Below are 16,146 nucleotides of genomic sequence, written 5' to 3'. Positions count from 1 at the left end.
GCCACCTCCGTGAGAAAGAGCCCTGCTCTTTGGCAGGGCGCTTCTGTATTAGTTCTGGATCGGCGGAGCCGTATCTGCTCCGCTCAACTCTTGGACCAGTACGGGAACAAGGTGGTCGGAACCAGCCTGCTTCTCCAATTTGACGATATACATCGGCTGCAGGGCCTGATGATCCTCTTTGCGGAAGGTATAATCGCCTTTCGCACCTTTGACAGTCAGTCCTTCCAAAGCTGAAATCAGTTTATCTGCATCGGTTGAATCCGCTTTCTTAATCGCCTCAACGATGGCGACGCCCGCTGTAAAACCGCCTGCGGTGAACAGATCCGGCGGTGCGTTATACTGCTTTTGATGCTCGGCGACCAACCATTCGTTTTCCTTCGTTTTGGACAGGCCGTAGTAGTAAGCGGTCATGCCGGACAGACCTTCTGCTGCATCGCCCATCGCTTTGATGCCCGCGATGTCCGGGATCCCGGTGGTGATCTTCATCTTCTCAGCGATCTTCAATTCGTTGATCTGTTTAAACAAGGTCGCGCCACCCGCACCAGCCCACGTGACGATCATCACGTCTGCGCCGGATTGAACGGCTTTTTGCAGGTACGGTGTGAAATCTTGTGTGGTCAGCGGTGCAAATTCTTCCTGGATCACTTTTCCGCCCGATTTTTCAATCGCCGCTTTCCAAGCGGCCGCGCTCGACTTGCCAAACACATAGTCGGGTGCCAGATGGAAGAACGTCTTGCCCATCTTTTCGACCGCATATTTCCCGCCGGTCGCCGCATCTTGGGACAGGTTGCGGCCTGTGCGGAAGATGTATTTATTGAAATTCTTGCCGGTGATCTCGTCGGTGGCCGCCGGATCGACGATGAAAATCTTCTTATACTCCTCAGCAAGCGGCGCAATCGCCAGCGCGACCGCTGAGTTGGCCGAACCTTGCAGGAAATCGACATTCTCTTCCTCCAGCAGTTTGCGCGCCTTTTTAATACCTTCATCCGGCTTTCCTGCATCGTCCTCGACCAAAATTTCAATCGTACGGCCATTGACTTCGTTTTTGCCATCGGTCGCATATTGAATGCCCAGCTTCAGACCATTGATCTCCTGTGTGCCATACGCTTCCAAAGCACCCGATTTCGAAGTGACAACCCCGATCTTGATCGGCTCTTTGTTTTCGCCCCCAGTTTCCTTTGTACTGCAAGCGGTCAACAACATGGACACAGAAAGCACCGAGACCAGCCCGAGCTTTTGCCATCTCTTTCTTTGCATGGTGGAACCCCCTCGTATTATTCGAAAAGTTGTCAATATTCTATCGCGAAGGCGTTACACAACAGTTACAAATCGTTATCGGGGTAAACGATCACGTTACACGATCAAAATTGGAACAGTCGTGAACAGCGATGTGCGGTTCGAGATGAATGGCACAAAAAAAACACCGCGCGCATCTGCTCGCGGTGTTTTGATCTGTCTATCGTATCCTTACAGTTTCTCGATGACTTTGTCGATCAAACCGTAGTCTTTCGCTTCCTCAGCGGACAACCAGTGATCGCGCTCCATGTCGGCCAGCACTTCCTCATACGCTTTACCGGATCGTTCGGCCAGCACTCTGGTCAGCGTTCGTTTGGTGTGCAACAACCGCTCAAGCTGAATCTCCATATCGCTCGCCTGCCCTTGTGCTCCACCGGACGGCTGATGGATCATGATCTCAGCGTTCGGCAGTGCGATGCGTTTACCGTCTGCCCCTGCGGACAGCAACACCGCGCCCATGGACGCTGCCATGCCCAGGCAGATGGTCGAGACGTCCGGCTTGATGTATTGCATCGTATCATAGATCGCCATCCCGGCCGTAGTCGAGCCGCCGGGCGAATTGATGTAGAGATGAATGTCTTTGTCCGGATCGTCAGCAGCCAAGAACAGCAGTTGGGCGATGATCGAGTTGGCCACATTGTCATCAATCGCGGTGCCAAGGAAGATGATGCGGTCTTTCAGCATCCGTGAGTAAATATCGTACGAGCGTTCGCCCATGCTGGTTTGTTCAACGACGTAAGGAATCAAATTCATGAAAAAGTACCTCCCTTTATAAGCCTATGATGGGTGTGAAACGGCAAGCGGGTTGCCACGAGAATCACCATGTTTATGCTGCCAAGCAGCGTGGAGATGCCTTGGAAACATCGCCAAAGCCAGAAGTTACACCGATCAGCCGTACCGGCAGTTGCGGGGTGCCGCCGACCGACCATTCCACCATCGTCGTCTCCTGCGTTTCAGGAACGGACGTAGGGAACGGTAGCACTCGTTCAGCAGGCTCCTTCTGTTGTGGCGCCGCTTCCCAGACCACGACCGACTTGACTTGCACTTGTCTCTCGCTCATTTGGAATCGCCTCCTTGCCCACATTCAGGATAGATCGCCAAAATCACGTTGTACGTATCATCGTCGGCGTTCGACGACTGGTAGTTGGCCACCAACGCTTGAACGGCCTGCACATAGTCCTGAACGAATTGTTTGCGCCGCTCTTCCGACTCCAACTGCACCTTCATCGTGAGCGTTGCACTCGGAATCTGTTCCGACTGCTCGCTATGATCCATCAGCATCAGCGCATCGCGCTTGATCCGATCGGAGGTCGAGATCAGGTGCGACAGCGAGCTTTGATCCTTGATGCGCTGCACCGTCTCCGGATGCCAACCGAGCAGTTCGGAGATGACAAACGTGCGGGCGATCGATTGGTACAGCACCTCAACGAGATTGCGCACTTGTCGGGTGCCGATCCGTCGGGCCAACCCGACTTTTTCCAACGCCTTGAGATGGTAGTTTACCCGCTGTGGCGTTTCATTGATCATGCGCGCCACTTCGGTGGCCGAGGCCGGCTCGGTGAGCTTTGACAAGATTTCTGCACGGATCGGGTTGAGCAACGCGGTCGCTTGCTCCGGCGATTCCACATAACAGGTCTCCTGGATTTCATGCTCCACCGCATTCCTCACCTCCTCAAAAACTTTGTGCTTCGTAAAAATATATTAGTACGTTATGCATCATTTGTCAAAATGATACAACTCAAAAAGGGTATGCTGGCATCAGCACACCCTTTATTGACCTGTTTCGTTAGCCCCAACGCACCGTGCAGGCATCCCACGCGTAGCCGATTCCGGCGCTGACCAGCACGGTCACATCACCTGGCTTCAACCTTCCGGATGCAAGCCCAAGTTCAAGTGACAAAATCTGGTCACACTGGCCGATATGACCATATTCGGAGAGGTAGTACGATTGCTCTTCTGCAAGTCCCAGCTCTGCTAGCACATAGCGATGGGCCGAACGTTTCATATGCAAAATCGCCAAATAGTCGAGGTCTTGCGCCGTATACCCACTTTTCGCAAGCGAGCGATGAATGACCTTCAAAAAATTGTCCATCGACTTTTGTTCCAGCCGGGCTTTCATCCCCACGGGGTCCATCACATCGAGATAGTTCAAGCGCTGCTCAATCGCTTCGGCTGTGATCGGATGTTTGGTACCGCCCGCGACCACCGCCACATCTTCCGAAAACGAGCCGTCGGTGATGATGTGACTGCCGAGCACCAGATTGTGTGGATGCCCTTTTTTCAAGATCACTGCCGCTCCTCCGGCACCGAGGTTGTACATAAAGCGGGTGCGCGGGTTGCTGTAGTCGATAAAATCGGAATTGCGGTAACCGCCCGCCAGCAATACCGTGTTGATCTCCGGGTCTGCGATCATCATATCCTTGGCCACTTTGAGCGCCATCACCATCGTCCCACACCGCTGCTGCATGTCGAACGCGAACGCATTGACAGCGCCGATCGCCTCCTGCAGTTTGATCCCTGCCGTCCACAGCGGATACTCTTTATGCTCTTCTCCGATATAGATCACGAGGTCGATCGTCAACCGATCCACGCCGCCCTTTTCTAAAGCCTGCTCAGCCGCCCAGATGCCCATCTGGCAGGTGTGGTCATCAGGGCCCGGAATTGGCTTCTGTGAAAATCCGAGCTTGCTTTCGATAATTTCCTGCGGTATCCCGCTCTTTTTTGCAATCTCTTCGCTAGTTTCATACGTCTTCGGCAGATAGGTGCCGATGCTGACAATGCCGATCGAAGGGGTATTCATCGTTCGCTCTGCCTCCTCTATCCTCTACTTTAGAGCATAGAAGTTACAGCAGAGTTACCCGCCCCGCGCACCAGCCGCTGATAGAGTTTGGTCGTCTCCGCCATCGGCGTCAGTCCGAGATGGTCGGACAACTGCGTCACACAGCTTTTGTAAGACGAGATGACCATGCTCCGATTGCCCAACTGATGGTAGCAGATCATCAAAATTTGATAAGCCGCCTCCCAACTCGCATCACTTTGTAAGATTCGCTCACAGCAGACGGTCGCATCCTGATAAGCCCCGCGCTCCTGATAGAGGCGCGCCAATGCCTCCAACGCTCGCAGATACATCGTGCGCAGCCGCTCCCGCTCCGCCGAACACCATTCCAAATAGGGCTGATCCTGAAGAAAATCCCCTTTATATAACAACAGCGCCGCTTCCAATTGTCCAACCGCCCGCATTGGGTCTACCGATGCAGACTGCAACCCGCTCTCGGCCAGCTTTTCAAACTCAATGGCATCGATCCACACCGCCGCTTCCGGGTCTAAACGATAGGCCGTGTCCAGCCTTTCAATGAAGAAGCAGTTCGAGCGGGCCTCCCGTTTTGGTTCAATCGCATGCGTAAGCGCATTCATCGCTACTTTAAAATCACGGTTCGCCGTCTTCTCATCCATCTCCGGCCACAGCAGTTCATAGAGTTCGTCGCGCTGTACCAACTGCCCATGTCGGGTGACCAGCAGTTGAAACAACTGGCGTGACTTTTCGCGCTTCCACTCTTTGCGGGCCACTTCCTCCAAGCCCCGCACGACGACAAATTTGCCTAGGGTCGAGATGCGCAGCGTATACCCCGGGTGTTTTTCTGCGCCTTTGCAACCCATCATTCGCAATACTTTTTCCGCGCCTTCCAAGCCCAATGCATCCCGTGCTTCAATCAAAAACGGCACGGTCATCTGCAGGTCGCTCGGGCCAAACAGCGTTCGTCTGATAAAGAGATCGTAAAATCCGTGCGTTTCCACGCTATGTAACAGCTCGGTCACCTGTTGTCTGAATTCCGCTTTGTTTTCCAATCGCAAATACAGCATCGACAGCCATAGCCGGACGCCAGCAAGGCAATACTGATCACCGCACGCTGCAAACCCCGCTTCCGCCTCCAATAGCCAGGGCAGCGCTTCCTCGCAGTACCCCCATGCGGTAAGCACCGACCCCTGCGCCAGACGCAACAGGTTGGCACACCACAGATCATGGACGTGCAACGCCAGCTCCAGCCCTGTTCGCGCATATGTTTCCGCCAATTCAAGTTCACCGAGCAGTCCTGTGGTGATGCAAAGTCCCATCAGTCCTTCAACTTTACCGCGCTCCACACAGAGTTCTTCGCTCATCCGCACAGAGCGGTGGTAGCAAGTCTGCGCCTCTTCCAACCGTCCGGCTAGCACCATCGCATGACCGAGCCGCATAAAGCCTACCGCTTCCACAAATGGCGACTGCAATTTTTGCCCGATCGCGATTCCCTGTTCGGCGTGCCAGCGCGAGGAGTCCGCTTCGCCGAGGAACGCATCGATCAGCGACAGCAACAAATGCATCTCCCGGTGCGATTTGGCGACGCGGTGCTGTCCGTTCGATGCGTCTCGCCACTCTTTTTCGATGATCGCAAGCGTCATCTGCCGCGCAGACTTCAGGCGACCGGTCCGCAGGTGCAGACGCACGTCCAACTCATCGCGCACCTGTTCTGGCATCAACGCGTCGGCGCGCTGAATCATCTCTTGCGCCTCCCGTAACTGCCCGGAGTTGGTGTGGTTCTCAGCCAGTAGCCGCAGGGTTTGAAACGTTTCAGCCGGGTAGTCGTCGCCGAGGATCTGGACCGCTTTTTGCAACCAATAGTTCGCTTTGACTGGCTGGATCGTATCGAGAAACACTTGTGCCTGCCCGCGATAGACATAGCTGCGACCTAGCGCATCTCCTTTTTGGATATAGCCACCCTCCGCCAGCGTGTACCAATGTTCCGCCTCGTGAAAACGGGACAGGGCGCGATCGACTTCGCCTCGCCAAAACAGCAGTTTCGGATATTGTTCGAGCACAGCACCGGGCAGTTTGTCGATCCAACCTTTCATCAGCTCCAATCGGCCATTTGCCAGCAACTCTTCCCCGTGCATCAGCAGAAGCCGCACGACCGCTTGCATTTTGTCGGCAGCCGAATAATGTGCCATCGCCATTTGCAGATCACCGCGCCCTTCATAGAGGGCAGCGGCCATCTCCTGAAGGTCTGTCCACTCCGATCGCTCGAGCTTTTTCACGGCGTGCGTTTCTAAAAATTTTTGAAACAGCCGATGATAGCGATAATGACCAGACCCGGCTTCGGTCACGAACAGACCGGAGCGCTCCAATTGCCGGAGCATCTCCGCCGAGTTGACCCGCCCAAGCAGCAGATTGCAAACGTCCGGTTCCATCGTCTGCAGAATGCAAGTGCGCTCCAAAAACACCTGCACTTCTGGCGGCTGACGGTCAAATACTTCTTCGGCCAGATAGGTGAGCAAGGCTCGTCCCGCTTCTGGCTGAGTCTGCCAAAGTTCGGGCAGTCCCATGCCTCGCTCCAACCCTTTCCAGATCATTTGCAACGCGATGATCCAGCCTTCTGTCTGCTCCTGAATTTCGCAGACCTGCTCAGGGTCCAACACGATGCCATATTCTTCTTCAAACAGCGCCGCGATCTCGCTTGTCGAAAAGGTCAGCTCTTTTTTTCCGATCAAGAGCAGGTCATAGGTAGCCTGCAAGCGCTTGATCGCATCGATCTCCAGCATTCTGCGGCTACCGATCACCAGATGGAGATGGGCAGGCAGATAACGAATCAAAAGATCGAGCACCGTCGCGATCTCGGGAACTCCCGCCACCGTATGCAGATCGTCAAGCACGAGCACCGTCGGGTCCGGAGCAAATTCGGCAAGATCGTTGATCAGCAACGTCAGACAAGGTTGCAGCACCGCATGCGAGAGTTCAGCATCTTCTAATAATCGCAGCGAGCGTTCGCCAATCTGCGGCTGAATCGCTTTGAGGGCATGAATCAGATAATTCAGAAACAGAAAGGCATCGCGCTCCCCTGCTTCCACCGAGTACCAAGCGATGTGGTCAAACTGTGAACACAGATGAGCCACCAGCGCCGTGCTCTTGCCGTATCCGGCATCAGCTTGCACCAGCGTCACCGGATAATCGGCCACTTGAATCAACAGCTCGTCCAACCGTTTCCTGCGCAAACATTGAATTTTGACACGAGGCGGCACCAATTTGGTAGTAAGCATTAGCGGCTGTGAATTCATAAGCGTCCTCCTTCGTGCAAATACTTCCTGAATTTTCTTAACTAAATCCCCAGACCTATTTCGTGTCCCGAACTGACAATCCCTGCCGCAGAAAAAATGCACCTGCGCACAGGTGCATCCTCTTCCTTCGTTATGCAGTTGCAAAGCAAAGCGCAGTCAGTTGCTTTTTATCGATTTTTCCAACTGGCGTCATCGGCAGTTGATCGAGGAAGACATACGACTTCGGCACTTTATACCGAGCCAAGTGTTCCGTACCGTACAATTTGAGTTCGTCTGCAGTTAAGGTGGTACCGCCCTGCAAGACGATCACCGCCGTCACGACCTCTCCCCATTTGGGATGCGGGACACCGATGACCACCACTTCCTTGACAGCCGGATGCGCAGCAAGAATGTGTTCGATTTCCAAAGGGTACACATTTTCCCCGCCTGTGATGATCATTTCCTTCTTGCGGCCGACGATATAATGATACCCGTCCGCATCGCGCCGTCCGAGATCGCCCGTGTGCAACCAGCCGTCTTGCAACGCTTCGTCCGTAGCTTGTTGGTTGTTCCAATAACCGGAGAACACGTGCTGCCCTCGAATCAATAGCTCACCCGTTTCCCCTGGAGCTACATCTTGTCCCAAACCATCGACCAGCCGCACCTCGTTGTGCAACATCGGCAAGCCGACACTGCCGATTTTTACTTGGGCGAGATCAGGATGGATGTAAAAATTGTTCGGGCCCGCTTCGGTCAACCCGTAGCCTTCTTTGAATTGCAAACCTTTCGCCCGGTACGCCTCATAGATGTGGAGCGGACAAGGCGCACCGCCTGAGAGAAACGTATGCATCGTCGCGGACTTATAATCCGAAAATTCGGTAGATTCTATCAACATGTGGTGCATGGTCGGGACGAACAGCGCGATCGTGCACCTTTCGCTTTCCAACACTTGAAGCACCGTAGGTGGATCAAACTGGTCACCGATCACCGCCGTGCCGCCCATGTATAACACTGGCATCAGCAGCGCATTCAGCCCGCCTGTGTGAAACATCGGCAGGTAGACCGGAGTCACTTCTTGCTCGGTCAAGCCCCAAGACGCCACCGTATTGATCGAGTTCCAAAGCACCGCTCGATGTGACAGCACGACTCCTTTTGCTTGACCTGTCGTGCCACCTGTATAGATGATCGCCCACGCCGCTTCCGCATCCACTTCTGTCGGTCGATACGTCTGTGCCCCCTGTTCGACCACCGTCTGGTATTCATCCTGTGCCAGAATCAGCGGCACCAAGCCGCTCAGCCTCTCCCCCGCTGCTGCAAAGCGATCATAGCAGACCAGCAACTTCGGCGTACAATCTGCCAGCACATAGGTCAGTTCCGCATGTGAAAAGCGGTAGTTGAGCGGGACGAAGACAGCGCCCGTCTTGCCTGCCGCAAACAGCAGTTCGAGATAGGAGGCTGAGTTGGGAGCCAACAGCGCAATCCGGTCACCAGGCCCGATACCCTGTTGTTGCATCCAACTGGCCAGTCGGTTCACACGAAGGTGCAACTCCGCATAGGTGAGGCGCAGGCCCGTACCCGCCTCGACCACCGCCGTCTTGGCGGGAGTGAGACGGGCGCGGCCTTCCAGCCATGGAAACCGCGCCGTCCCCATCAGAAGCTCAAGCCTCCATCGACAGCAAGCACCGCGCCGTTAATAAAGCTCGCTTCATCGGAGGCCAGGAACAGATAGGCATTCGCGATGTCGCGCGGCTGACCGAGGCGGCGCAAAGGGGTCTGTTGCTTCATCACATCAAGCACTTTATCCGGAACCTTATCGGTCATGTTGGTGGTGACAAAGCCCGGTGCGACCGCGTTGACGCGCACGCCTTTCGGACCGAGTTCTTTGGCCCACGTCTTGGTCATGCCGACCACCCCTGCCTTGGTTGCAGAGTAGTTGGTCTGACCGACATTGCCGTACTGAGCGACGACCGAGGCCGCATTGAGGATGACCCCGCTACCTTGTGCCATCATCACTTTAGCAGCCGCTTGGGTGCAAAGAAAAACGCCAGTCAGATTGATCGCGATCACCTGATCCCACTGCGCTTGCTCCAGTTTGACCAAAAAACCGTCGCGGGTGATGCCAGCATTGTTGACGAGAATGTCCACACGGCCAAAATGTTCAACAGCAGCCGCTACGACCTGCTCCGCATCATGGGACGACGACACGTCCGCTTTTATAAAATGAGCCTCTGCGCCAAGTCCGCGCAGCTCTTTAACGACAGCCAATCCGTTTGCTTCATCAAAATCGGCGATGATCAGCTTTGCCCCCTGTTGCGCGAACAAGAGTGCTGTCTCCTTGCCGATCCCGTTTGCTCCGCCTGTGATGATCGCTGATTTGTCCTGTAACCGCATTGATCGATCCCTCCATCATGTACACGTTCTAATGACACGTTCTGTTAATGAAAATTATACCACGCATTGTTACAGGGCAGTTGCAAGGGTCAAAACTCAGCCAAGGGTGAGCAAAATAAGAACTTACGTTTGTATCCGCTACCAACCTGTGGTATAATTTCATCAACAATGAATTGGCGAACATATTTTCCCATCATCATATAGTGCTCATACCATGTAGTTGAGGAGTGTTTCTTGCAATGATCAAGCTGTCCAAGCGGCAACAGGAAATCATGGAGTTTATCAAAAGAGAAGTCAAAGACAAAGGGTATCCCCCATCGGTTCGTGAAATCGGTGAAGCGGTCGGACTGGCCTCCAGTTCCACCGTGCACGGTCACCTCGCCCGCTTGGAGCAGAAGGGCCTGATCCGCCGTGACCCGACCAAGCCACGCGCCATCGAGGTGCTTGACGAGGACCAAGCGACCGACTCCCGTTTTGAATATTCGACCGTGATGGCCCCGATCGTTGGCCGTGTAACGGCAGGCTTGCCGATCACCGCGATCGAAAACGTGGAAGACTACTTCCCGTTGCCAACTCGCTTTGTTGGTGACAGCAATGTATTCCTCCTGAACGTCGTCGGTGAATCGATGATCGATGCAGGGATCTACGACGGCGACCTCGTCATCGTCCGCCAGCAAGCTACCGCACACAACGGTGAAATTGTCGTCGCCATGACGGAGGACGATGAAGCGACCGTCAAGCGCTTCTACCGCGAAGCTGATCATATCCGCTTACAGCCGGAGAACCCGACCATGGAAGCGATGCACTACCGCAACGTCACGATCCTCGGCAAAGTGGTCGGCGTGTTTCGCGGAATTATGTAAACCTACTATCCTTCCGCCCGCTTTGGGCGGTTTTTTTATTTGTCGATCATCCAACACAATCAAAAAAACCTGCCCACAAGGGCAGGTTTTTTACTTCTTAGTACATGGTCAAGTATTGGTTGCGCTCCCATTCGGTGACGGTTGTGCGGAACATATCCCATTCGATTTGCTTCGCTTCGACAAAATGTGTGACGACATGTTCGCCAAGAGCGCCGACCATGATTTCGTCAGCCAGCAGTTCGTCGATCGCCTCTTTCAGCGAAGCCGGCAAGGAGTGGATGCCATTTTCCAAACGCTCTTCTTCGTTCATGACATAGATGTTGCGGTTGACCGGATCGGCCAGCGGCAGATCGCGACGAATGCCATCCAGACCTGCTTGCAACAGCGCTGCCAGTACGAGGTACGGGTTGCACGCCGGGTCGGGGTTGCGGACTTCAATCCGAGTGGACAGACCGCGGGATGCCGGGATGCGAACGAGCGGCGAGCGGTTTTTTGCAGACCATGCGATGTAGCACGGCGCTTCATAGCCCGGAACGAGTCGCTTGTAGGAGTTGACCGTCGGGTTGGTGATCGCTGCAAAACCGCGCGCATGCAACAACACCCCGGCCAAGAAGTGTTTCGCAGTTTCGGACAAACCGAGTTCATCGCTTTCATCGTAGAAGGAATTGGTGTTCCCTTGGAACAACGACAGGTGGCAATGCATCCCCGAGCCGTTGATACCAAAGATCGGCTTCGGCATGAAGGTCGCATGCAGGCCATGTTTGCGGGCGATCGTTTTGACTACCAGTTTGAAGGTCATGATGTTGTCAGCCGCGGTGACAGCATCCGTATATTTGAAGTCGATCTCATGCTGACCGACTGCAACTTCATGGTGAGAGGCTTCGATCTCAAAGCCCATCTCTTCGAGCGTCAGCACGATTTCACGGCGGCAGTTTTCACCGAGATCCACCGGTGCGAGGTCGAAGTAACCGCCTTGGTCGTTAACCTCGGTGGTGATATTCCCTTGACCGTCGAGCTTGAAGAGGAAGAATTCCGGCTCCGGACCGACGTTCATCGTATCAAAGCCCAGCGCTTTTGCATCTTCCAGCGCGCGCTTGAGCGTGGAACGCGGGTCGCCTTGGAACGGCGTGCCGTCCGGCATGTAGATGTCGCAGATCAGGCGAGCAACTTTGTAACCTTTTTCCGTTTCCCACGGAAAGATCAGCCAGGTGTTGAGATCCGGGTAGAGGTACATATCGGACTCTTCGATGCGAACAAAGCCATCAATTGAGGAGCCATCGAACATCATCTTGTTATCCAACGCTTTCTCAAGCTGGGAGACCGGGATTTCGACGTTCTTGATCACGCCGAGCAAATCGGTAAATTGCAGTCGGATGTAACGCACATTCTCTTCTTTGGCCATGCGTTTGATGTCTTCTACTGTGTAGCTCATTTCTGGTTCTCCTCCTCAGGCTCCATCCTCATGCGGGATGAATGCTCTATGTTTATTTAATGGAAAAACCGCGATAGGTCGCCAGCGTTGAACGGGTTGTTACCCGGCATCGCCGGACGGCGCAGCATTTCCTTTTTCAACATGTCGCGCAGTTCACGATCTGATAGATCTCGTTTCACATCCTGTGCGATCTGCTGCACCTGTTCTTTTGGCGTAGCAGGCAACAGATCGGAAGCGGTCTTGGCAGGTCCAAGCACCGTCTTGATCCCGGCAATGTTCAGCCCTTGGTCGATCAGCCGCTTGATCTCAAGCAAGCGTTCCACGTCATTGAAGGAAAACAATCGCTGATTTCCATCTGTACGTGCTGGCCGGACCAAACTGTGCTGTTCATAGTAGCGGATCTGTCGGGCGGTCAGGTCGGTCAGCTTCTGGACGATGCCAATCGGGAATAGGGCGAGATTGCGTCTGATTTCGTCGTTCATTCACATCAACGCCTCTCCTTTGATAGCCTTATTATATGTCGTGTCAGGTATAGGTGTCAATGCATGTAAGGAAAGTTGACATGAAAATTTTTGAGATCCTGGCAACAGACAAAAGACCATGTCGGAAAGGGAGGCCCCTCCCCCATAACATGGTCTTTTCATCCACTTCCTATGTCAGCTTTTTACAACAAGCCTTTTTCTTTCAGACCAGCCACTGCCGATAACACGGCTACTTTGGCGTGGGCGTACGTTAAGCCACCTTGGAGGTAGCCGATAAACGGTTCACGGATTGGACCGTCAGCCGACAGCTCGATCGATGAGCCTTGAATAAACGCACCCGCTGCCATGATCACTTCGTCAGCGTATCCAGGCATCGCCCAAGGTACCGGCTGGACATGGGAATCGACAGGTGCTGCCGCCTGGATCGACTGACAAAATGAAATGAGTCTCTCCCGCGACCCAAGCTGTACCGCTTGGATGATGTCGGTGCGCGGCGCCGTTGAAGCGGGATGTGTGATCAGCCCGAGCTCCTCAAACAGCCCAGCAGCAAATACCGCCCCTTTCAGCGCCTCCCCCACAACGTTCGGGGCGAGGAAGAAGCCTTGGAACAGCGTGCGATTCGTGCCGAGCATCGCCCCTTGCTCCGCCCCGATGCCCGGTGCGGTCAAGCGGCACGCGGCACGGTGTACCAAATCGGCACGCCCCGCCACATAACCACCGCTATGTGCGAGACCACCGCCCGGATTTTTGATCAACGAACCGACGATCAGATCGACGCCCACTTCGGTCGGCTCTTGACGCTCGGTGAACTCGCCATAGCAGTTATCGACAAAGACGATCACATCCGGCTTGATCTTCTTGACAAAGCGCACCATCTCACCGATCTGTTCCACCGAAAACGAGGAGCGCCACGAATAGCCAGCCGAGCGCTGAATGCCGATCATCTTCGTGTTCGACTTGATCTTGTTGGCTACAAGGTCAAAATCGACTTTGCCGTCCAAAAGCGGCACGGAGTCGAAGGAAACACCGAACTCCTTCAACGACCCTTCCCCATCTTCACCGCGCACGCCGATCACTTCTTCGAGCGTATCGTACGGTTTACCTGTGATGTACAGCAGTTCATCACCTGGACGCAGGACACCGTATAGCGCCAGCGCGATCGCATGCGTTCCCGAAACGATATGAGGTCGCACCAGCGCAGATTCTGCGCCAAACGCCTTGGCATAGACGCGTTCCAATGTTTCACGGCCTGCGTCGTTGTGACCATACCCGGTCGAAGAAGCAAAATGAAAATCACTCACCTGTTCCTCTTGGAACGCTTGCAACAGTTTGGCCTGGTTATAGACGACCGTTTCGTCGATCAGGCGAAACTGCGCAGCCAATTTCTGTTCAATCTTGGCGGTCAGTTGCACCCAAGTCGGATTCTGTAAAAGTTGTAGCAAGGACAAAATACGTCTCTCCCATCTATGAAACATACTTTCCACTATACCATAAAAAATCGCTGTAAATCGCCGATCCGTTGCACCGCACCGCTCTCACCGATCTGTCCTTCCTTGATCACCACCACCTGCTCATCTCCCAGCGGATCAATCTGCTCGATCTGATGGGTGCTCACGATCACGACCGCATGGTAGGACAGCTTTTGCAACTGCTGACGAAAGTACAACGTCTCTTGCAGATCGAGCCCTTCAAACGGCTCGTCCAAGATGCAAAGCCTTGGATAATGGATCATGGCTTGCACCAGACCTACTTTTTGCAACTCGCCGCCAGAAAGCTTGCTCAGCTTTCGCCTGCTCTGCTCGGTCAAACGCGCTCCAGCGATCATCTCTTCCACGCGCGCTTTGACTCGCGCGCGTGGAATGCCTTTGTGAATCGCAGCGTTGGTTAAAAACTGCGCCACCGTCATCTCCGGGTAACCTGTGAACTCCTGGGGCAGATAACTGGTCACGCGGCGCACCTCTTCGATCGACAGCAACCTGCGATACGTCCCTTGCTGAGGGTGTTTGACCAGTTGCGTATACAGTAGCTCACCTGAACTTGGCACGACCCCTGTCGTCAGCAGTTTCAACAGCGAACTCTTCCCGGCTCCATTTCGGCCGATCACATAGGTCAGTCCGCTGGAAAATGTATACTCGATGTTTTTCAAGATCGTCAGCGGACCTTGCTGATACCCGACATCTTTCACTGTCACCCTCATGCTCAAGCGGTTTGCACCGCCCGTCGTTTCCAGAGATAGAACAGTCCGAACAACAACAGGCTAATACCGAGCGCTGTCAGTCGGGATGGAAGAAAATACGGCTCCCCTGGCGCGGAAAACAGATTGAAATATTTGAGCTTGGCGTGAAAGAGCACCTGAGCCGTCCACAAGGCCAAGCAGAAACCGAGCGCCGCCTGCGTAGACACCCAGTTGGAGAGTACAAAGCAGACCGCTCCAAAAAGGAACATCGGCACTGCCCATGACAGCAGCAACCCGCCAAGCGATGCGGCGTCCCCCCGATCATCCAGGACAGAGGAACAGCGGCGATCATCTGAAAGCCGACCACCAGCACAAAGCGTGCGCTCAACTGCTGCATCAACGTGTACGCGCTCAATTTCTCCAAAATGCTCATGCCCTCATTTTTCGGCCAGAATGCGTAGGCGACCACAGCGATCGTGATCAAGGTGACATAGGTCAGCCATTCCAACAGCGCATGCATTGGGAGGTCACTTCGCGCCCGGGTTGCGGACAGCACGGTTGCCCCGATCATCAGCACGGCGGTGCCGATCCACCCTCGGCTGCCATACACGTTCCACTGTGCAGCGAGCAGGTCGAACAGCTTGCGAACAAGCGGTTGCGCTTGCTGATAGGACTCCAATTCAGCACGATGGTCGGTCGGTTGGTGCGTTTCGCTCCGTTTGACGTTTGCGATCAATTGCAAGGTCGATTCAATCGAAGGGGTCGGCGCCGTAAAGCGCTCCAAGCGTCCGCTCCACTCCTGCTCCAAACGCTCAACTTCCTCGTCGCTCCATTCTTCCAACTCCTCAGACGCATCAAAAACCGGAAATCGTTCCTTCATCTGCTCATCACCTCCCGCTCCGACTCAGCTTCCTTTAAAATGCTCTCTAACTTTTGCAACCCGCGCACGACCTGCGTTTTTACAGTATTCACAGGCAATTCAAGCGCGGCGGCGATCTCGCTGTGTTTCATGTCCTGATAAAAGCGCAGATACAACACGGTACGATAGGCGATCGGTAAGCGATTGAGCGAATCGATCATCCATTGGCGCTCCACTTGCCTGTCGATCAAATTCGTAACTGACGCTGGCGACGCCTCTTGTGTTTCGATCGGCAGTTCCCGCCGCGTTGACGCTTTCTTCCAATAATCTCGACAGGTGTTCGTCGCAATCTTGTACAGCCACGGCTTGAAGCGATCGGGCACAAAGCCCCGCTGACCCTGCTGATAGATCGCGACAAACGTATCCTGCACCAGATCTTCGGCCACTTTCTCATCGAGCGTCATGCGATACAAATAGCCAAACAGCGGCTTGTGGTGGCGAAAAATGATCGAATCCATCGCCGCATCGTTGCCCACCGCCAACTGCCGCATCGATTCCTCATCCTGCACGATATGCCCCCT

Annotated in this window: 15 protein-coding genes; 1 reads left to right on the top strand and 14 read right to left on the bottom strand. The window is 54.3% G+C overall.

Features of this window, described 5'->3' with window-relative positions; all coding sequences use genetic code 11:
* Window positions 1-48 precede the first annotated feature (48 nt).
* The 8 genes from CIG75_RS10135 to fabG all read right to left on the bottom strand — a co-directional run bounded on the left by CIG75_RS10135 (window position 49) and on the right by fabG (window position 9,753).
* On the bottom strand, window positions 49-1,257 hold the full coding sequence (locus CIG75_RS10135) for a substrate-binding domain-containing protein (protein ID WP_094236561.1): 1,209 nt from the start codon (window positions 1,255-1,257) through the stop codon (window positions 49-51).
* 210 nt (window positions 1,258-1,467) lie between these two features.
* Window positions 1,468-2,049 (bottom strand): ATP-dependent Clp endopeptidase proteolytic subunit ClpP, encoded by a 582-nt coding sequence (gene clpP, locus CIG75_RS10130; protein WP_094236560.1) that lies wholly within the window; start codon window positions 2,047-2,049, stop codon window positions 1,468-1,470.
* A 73-nt stretch (window positions 2,050-2,122) separates the two neighbouring features.
* Window positions 2,123-2,356, bottom strand: a complete 234-nt coding sequence (locus CIG75_RS10125; protein ID WP_094236559.1) for a hypothetical protein — start codon at window positions 2,354-2,356, stop codon at window positions 2,123-2,125.
* On the bottom strand, window positions 2,353-2,952 hold the full coding sequence (locus tag CIG75_RS10120) for a winged helix-turn-helix domain-containing protein (RefSeq protein WP_094236558.1): 600 nt from the start codon (window positions 2,950-2,952) through the stop codon (window positions 2,353-2,355). The genes CIG75_RS10125 and CIG75_RS10120 overlap by 4 nt, the downstream gene beginning before the upstream one ends.
* A 130-nt stretch (window positions 2,953-3,082) precedes the next feature.
* On the bottom strand, window positions 3,083-4,096 hold the full coding sequence (locus CIG75_RS10115; RefSeq protein ID WP_094236557.1) for a 3-oxoacyl-ACP synthase: 1,014 nt from the start codon (window positions 4,094-4,096) through the stop codon (window positions 3,083-3,085).
* 29 nt (window positions 4,097-4,125) lie between these two features.
* Window positions 4,126-7,383 carry an AfsR/SARP family transcriptional regulator gene (locus CIG75_RS10110; protein WP_094236556.1) on the bottom strand — a complete coding sequence of 1,086 codons (3,258 nt, stop codon included), beginning with the start codon at window positions 7,381-7,383 and terminating at the stop codon, window positions 4,126-4,128.
* Between the two features lie 130 nt (window positions 7,384-7,513).
* Entirely contained in the window at window positions 7,514-9,013 is a 1,500-nt protein-coding gene (locus CIG75_RS10105) for a class I adenylate-forming enzyme family protein (protein WP_094236555.1), read from the bottom strand.
* Entirely contained in the window at window positions 9,013-9,753 is a 741-nt protein-coding gene (fabG, locus tag CIG75_RS10100) for a 3-oxoacyl-ACP reductase FabG (protein WP_094236554.1), read from the bottom strand. Before fabG ends, CIG75_RS10105 begins: the two co-directional genes overlap by 1 nt.
* Before the next feature lie 239 nt (window positions 9,754-9,992).
* On the opposite strand from fabG, the gene lexA reads away from it, so the two are divergent.
* Window positions 9,993-10,616 carry a transcriptional repressor LexA gene (gene lexA / locus CIG75_RS10095; protein ID WP_094236553.1) on the top strand — a complete coding sequence of 208 codons (624 nt, stop codon included), beginning with the start codon at window positions 9,993-9,995 and terminating at the stop codon, window positions 10,614-10,616.
* Window positions 10,617-10,713: 97 nt separating this feature from the next.
* Here the strand turns inward: lexA and glnA are convergent, their stop codons facing one another.
* The 6 genes from glnA to CIG75_RS10065 all read right to left on the bottom strand — a co-directional run bounded on the left by glnA (window position 10,714) and on the right by CIG75_RS10065 (window position 16,134).
* Window positions 10,714-12,048 carry a type I glutamate--ammonia ligase gene (gene glnA, locus CIG75_RS10090; protein WP_094236552.1) on the bottom strand — a complete coding sequence of 445 codons (1,335 nt, stop codon included), beginning with the start codon at window positions 12,046-12,048 and terminating at the stop codon, window positions 10,714-10,716.
* 56 nt (window positions 12,049-12,104) lie between these two features.
* Complete coding sequence (locus CIG75_RS10085) at window positions 12,105-12,530, bottom strand: MerR family transcriptional regulator (RefSeq protein ID WP_094236551.1); 426 nt, start codon at window positions 12,528-12,530, stop codon at window positions 12,105-12,107.
* Between the two features lie 182 nt (window positions 12,531-12,712).
* Window positions 12,713-13,972, bottom strand: coding sequence for a methionine gamma-lyase family protein (locus CIG75_RS10080; protein WP_265415082.1), 1,260 nt, complete (start codon window positions 13,970-13,972; stop codon window positions 12,713-12,715).
* A gap of 41 nt (window positions 13,973-14,013) precedes the next feature.
* The gene (locus CIG75_RS10075; RefSeq protein ID WP_157729494.1) at window positions 14,014-14,721 is read right to left on the bottom strand and encodes an ATP-binding cassette domain-containing protein; all 708 of its coding nucleotides are present in this window, start codon (window positions 14,719-14,721) and stop codon (window positions 14,014-14,016) included.
* A gap of 82 nt (window positions 14,722-14,803) precedes the next feature.
* Window positions 14,804-15,586, bottom strand: a complete 783-nt coding sequence (locus CIG75_RS10070) for a hypothetical protein (protein WP_094236548.1) — start codon at window positions 15,584-15,586, stop codon at window positions 14,804-14,806.
* Entirely contained in the window at window positions 15,583-16,134 is a 552-nt protein-coding gene (locus tag CIG75_RS10065) for an RNA polymerase sigma factor (protein ID WP_094236547.1), read from the bottom strand. The genes CIG75_RS10070 and CIG75_RS10065 overlap by 4 nt, the downstream gene beginning before the upstream one ends.
* Window positions 16,135-16,146 lie beyond the last annotated feature (12 nt).

It is taken from the genome of Tumebacillus algifaecis, from assembly GCF_002243515.1.
Classification (GTDB): domain Bacteria; phylum Bacillota; class Bacilli; order Tumebacillales; family Tumebacillaceae; genus Tumebacillus_A; species Tumebacillus_A algifaecis.
This window is presented reverse-complemented; position numbering and strand designations above follow the sequence as displayed.

Coding starts and splice junctions, on each gene's coding strand:
- CIG75_RS10135 (WP_094236561.1), bottom strand. CDS start 1,257: ATGCAAAGAAAGAGATGGCAAAAGCTCGGGCTGGTCTCGGTGCTTTCT.
- CIG75_RS10110 (WP_094236556.1), bottom strand. CDS start 7,383: ATGAATTCACAGCCGCTAATGCTTACTACCAAATTGGTGCCGCCTCGT.
- CIG75_RS10085 (WP_094236551.1), bottom strand. CDS start 12,530: ATGAACGACGAAATCAGACGCAATCTCGCCCTATTCCCGATTGGCATC.
- CIG75_RS10105 (WP_094236555.1), bottom strand. CDS start 9,013: ATGGGGACGGCGCGGTTTCCATGGCTGGAAGGCCGCGCCCGTCTCACT.
- fabG (WP_094236554.1), bottom strand. CDS start 9,753: ATGCGGTTACAGGACAAATCAGCGATCATCACAGGCGGAGCAAACGGG.
- CIG75_RS10115 (WP_094236557.1), bottom strand. CDS start 4,096: ATGAATACCCCTTCGATCGGCATTGTCAGCATCGGCACCTATCTGCCG.
- CIG75_RS10125 (WP_094236559.1), bottom strand. CDS start 2,356: ATGAGCGAGAGACAAGTGCAAGTCAAGTCGGTCGTGGTCTGGGAAGCG.
- glnA (WP_094236552.1), bottom strand. CDS start 12,048: ATGAGCTACACAGTAGAAGACATCAAACGCATGGCCAAAGAAGAGAAT.
- lexA (WP_094236553.1), top strand. CDS start 9,993: ATGATCAAGCTGTCCAAGCGGCAACAGGAAATCATGGAGTTTATCAAA.
- CIG75_RS10070 (WP_094236548.1), bottom strand. CDS start 15,586: ATGAAGGAACGATTTCCGGTTTTTGATGCGTCTGAGGAGTTGGAAGAA.
- clpP (WP_094236560.1), bottom strand. CDS start 2,049: ATGAATTTGATTCCTTACGTCGTTGAACAAACCAGCATGGGCGAACGC.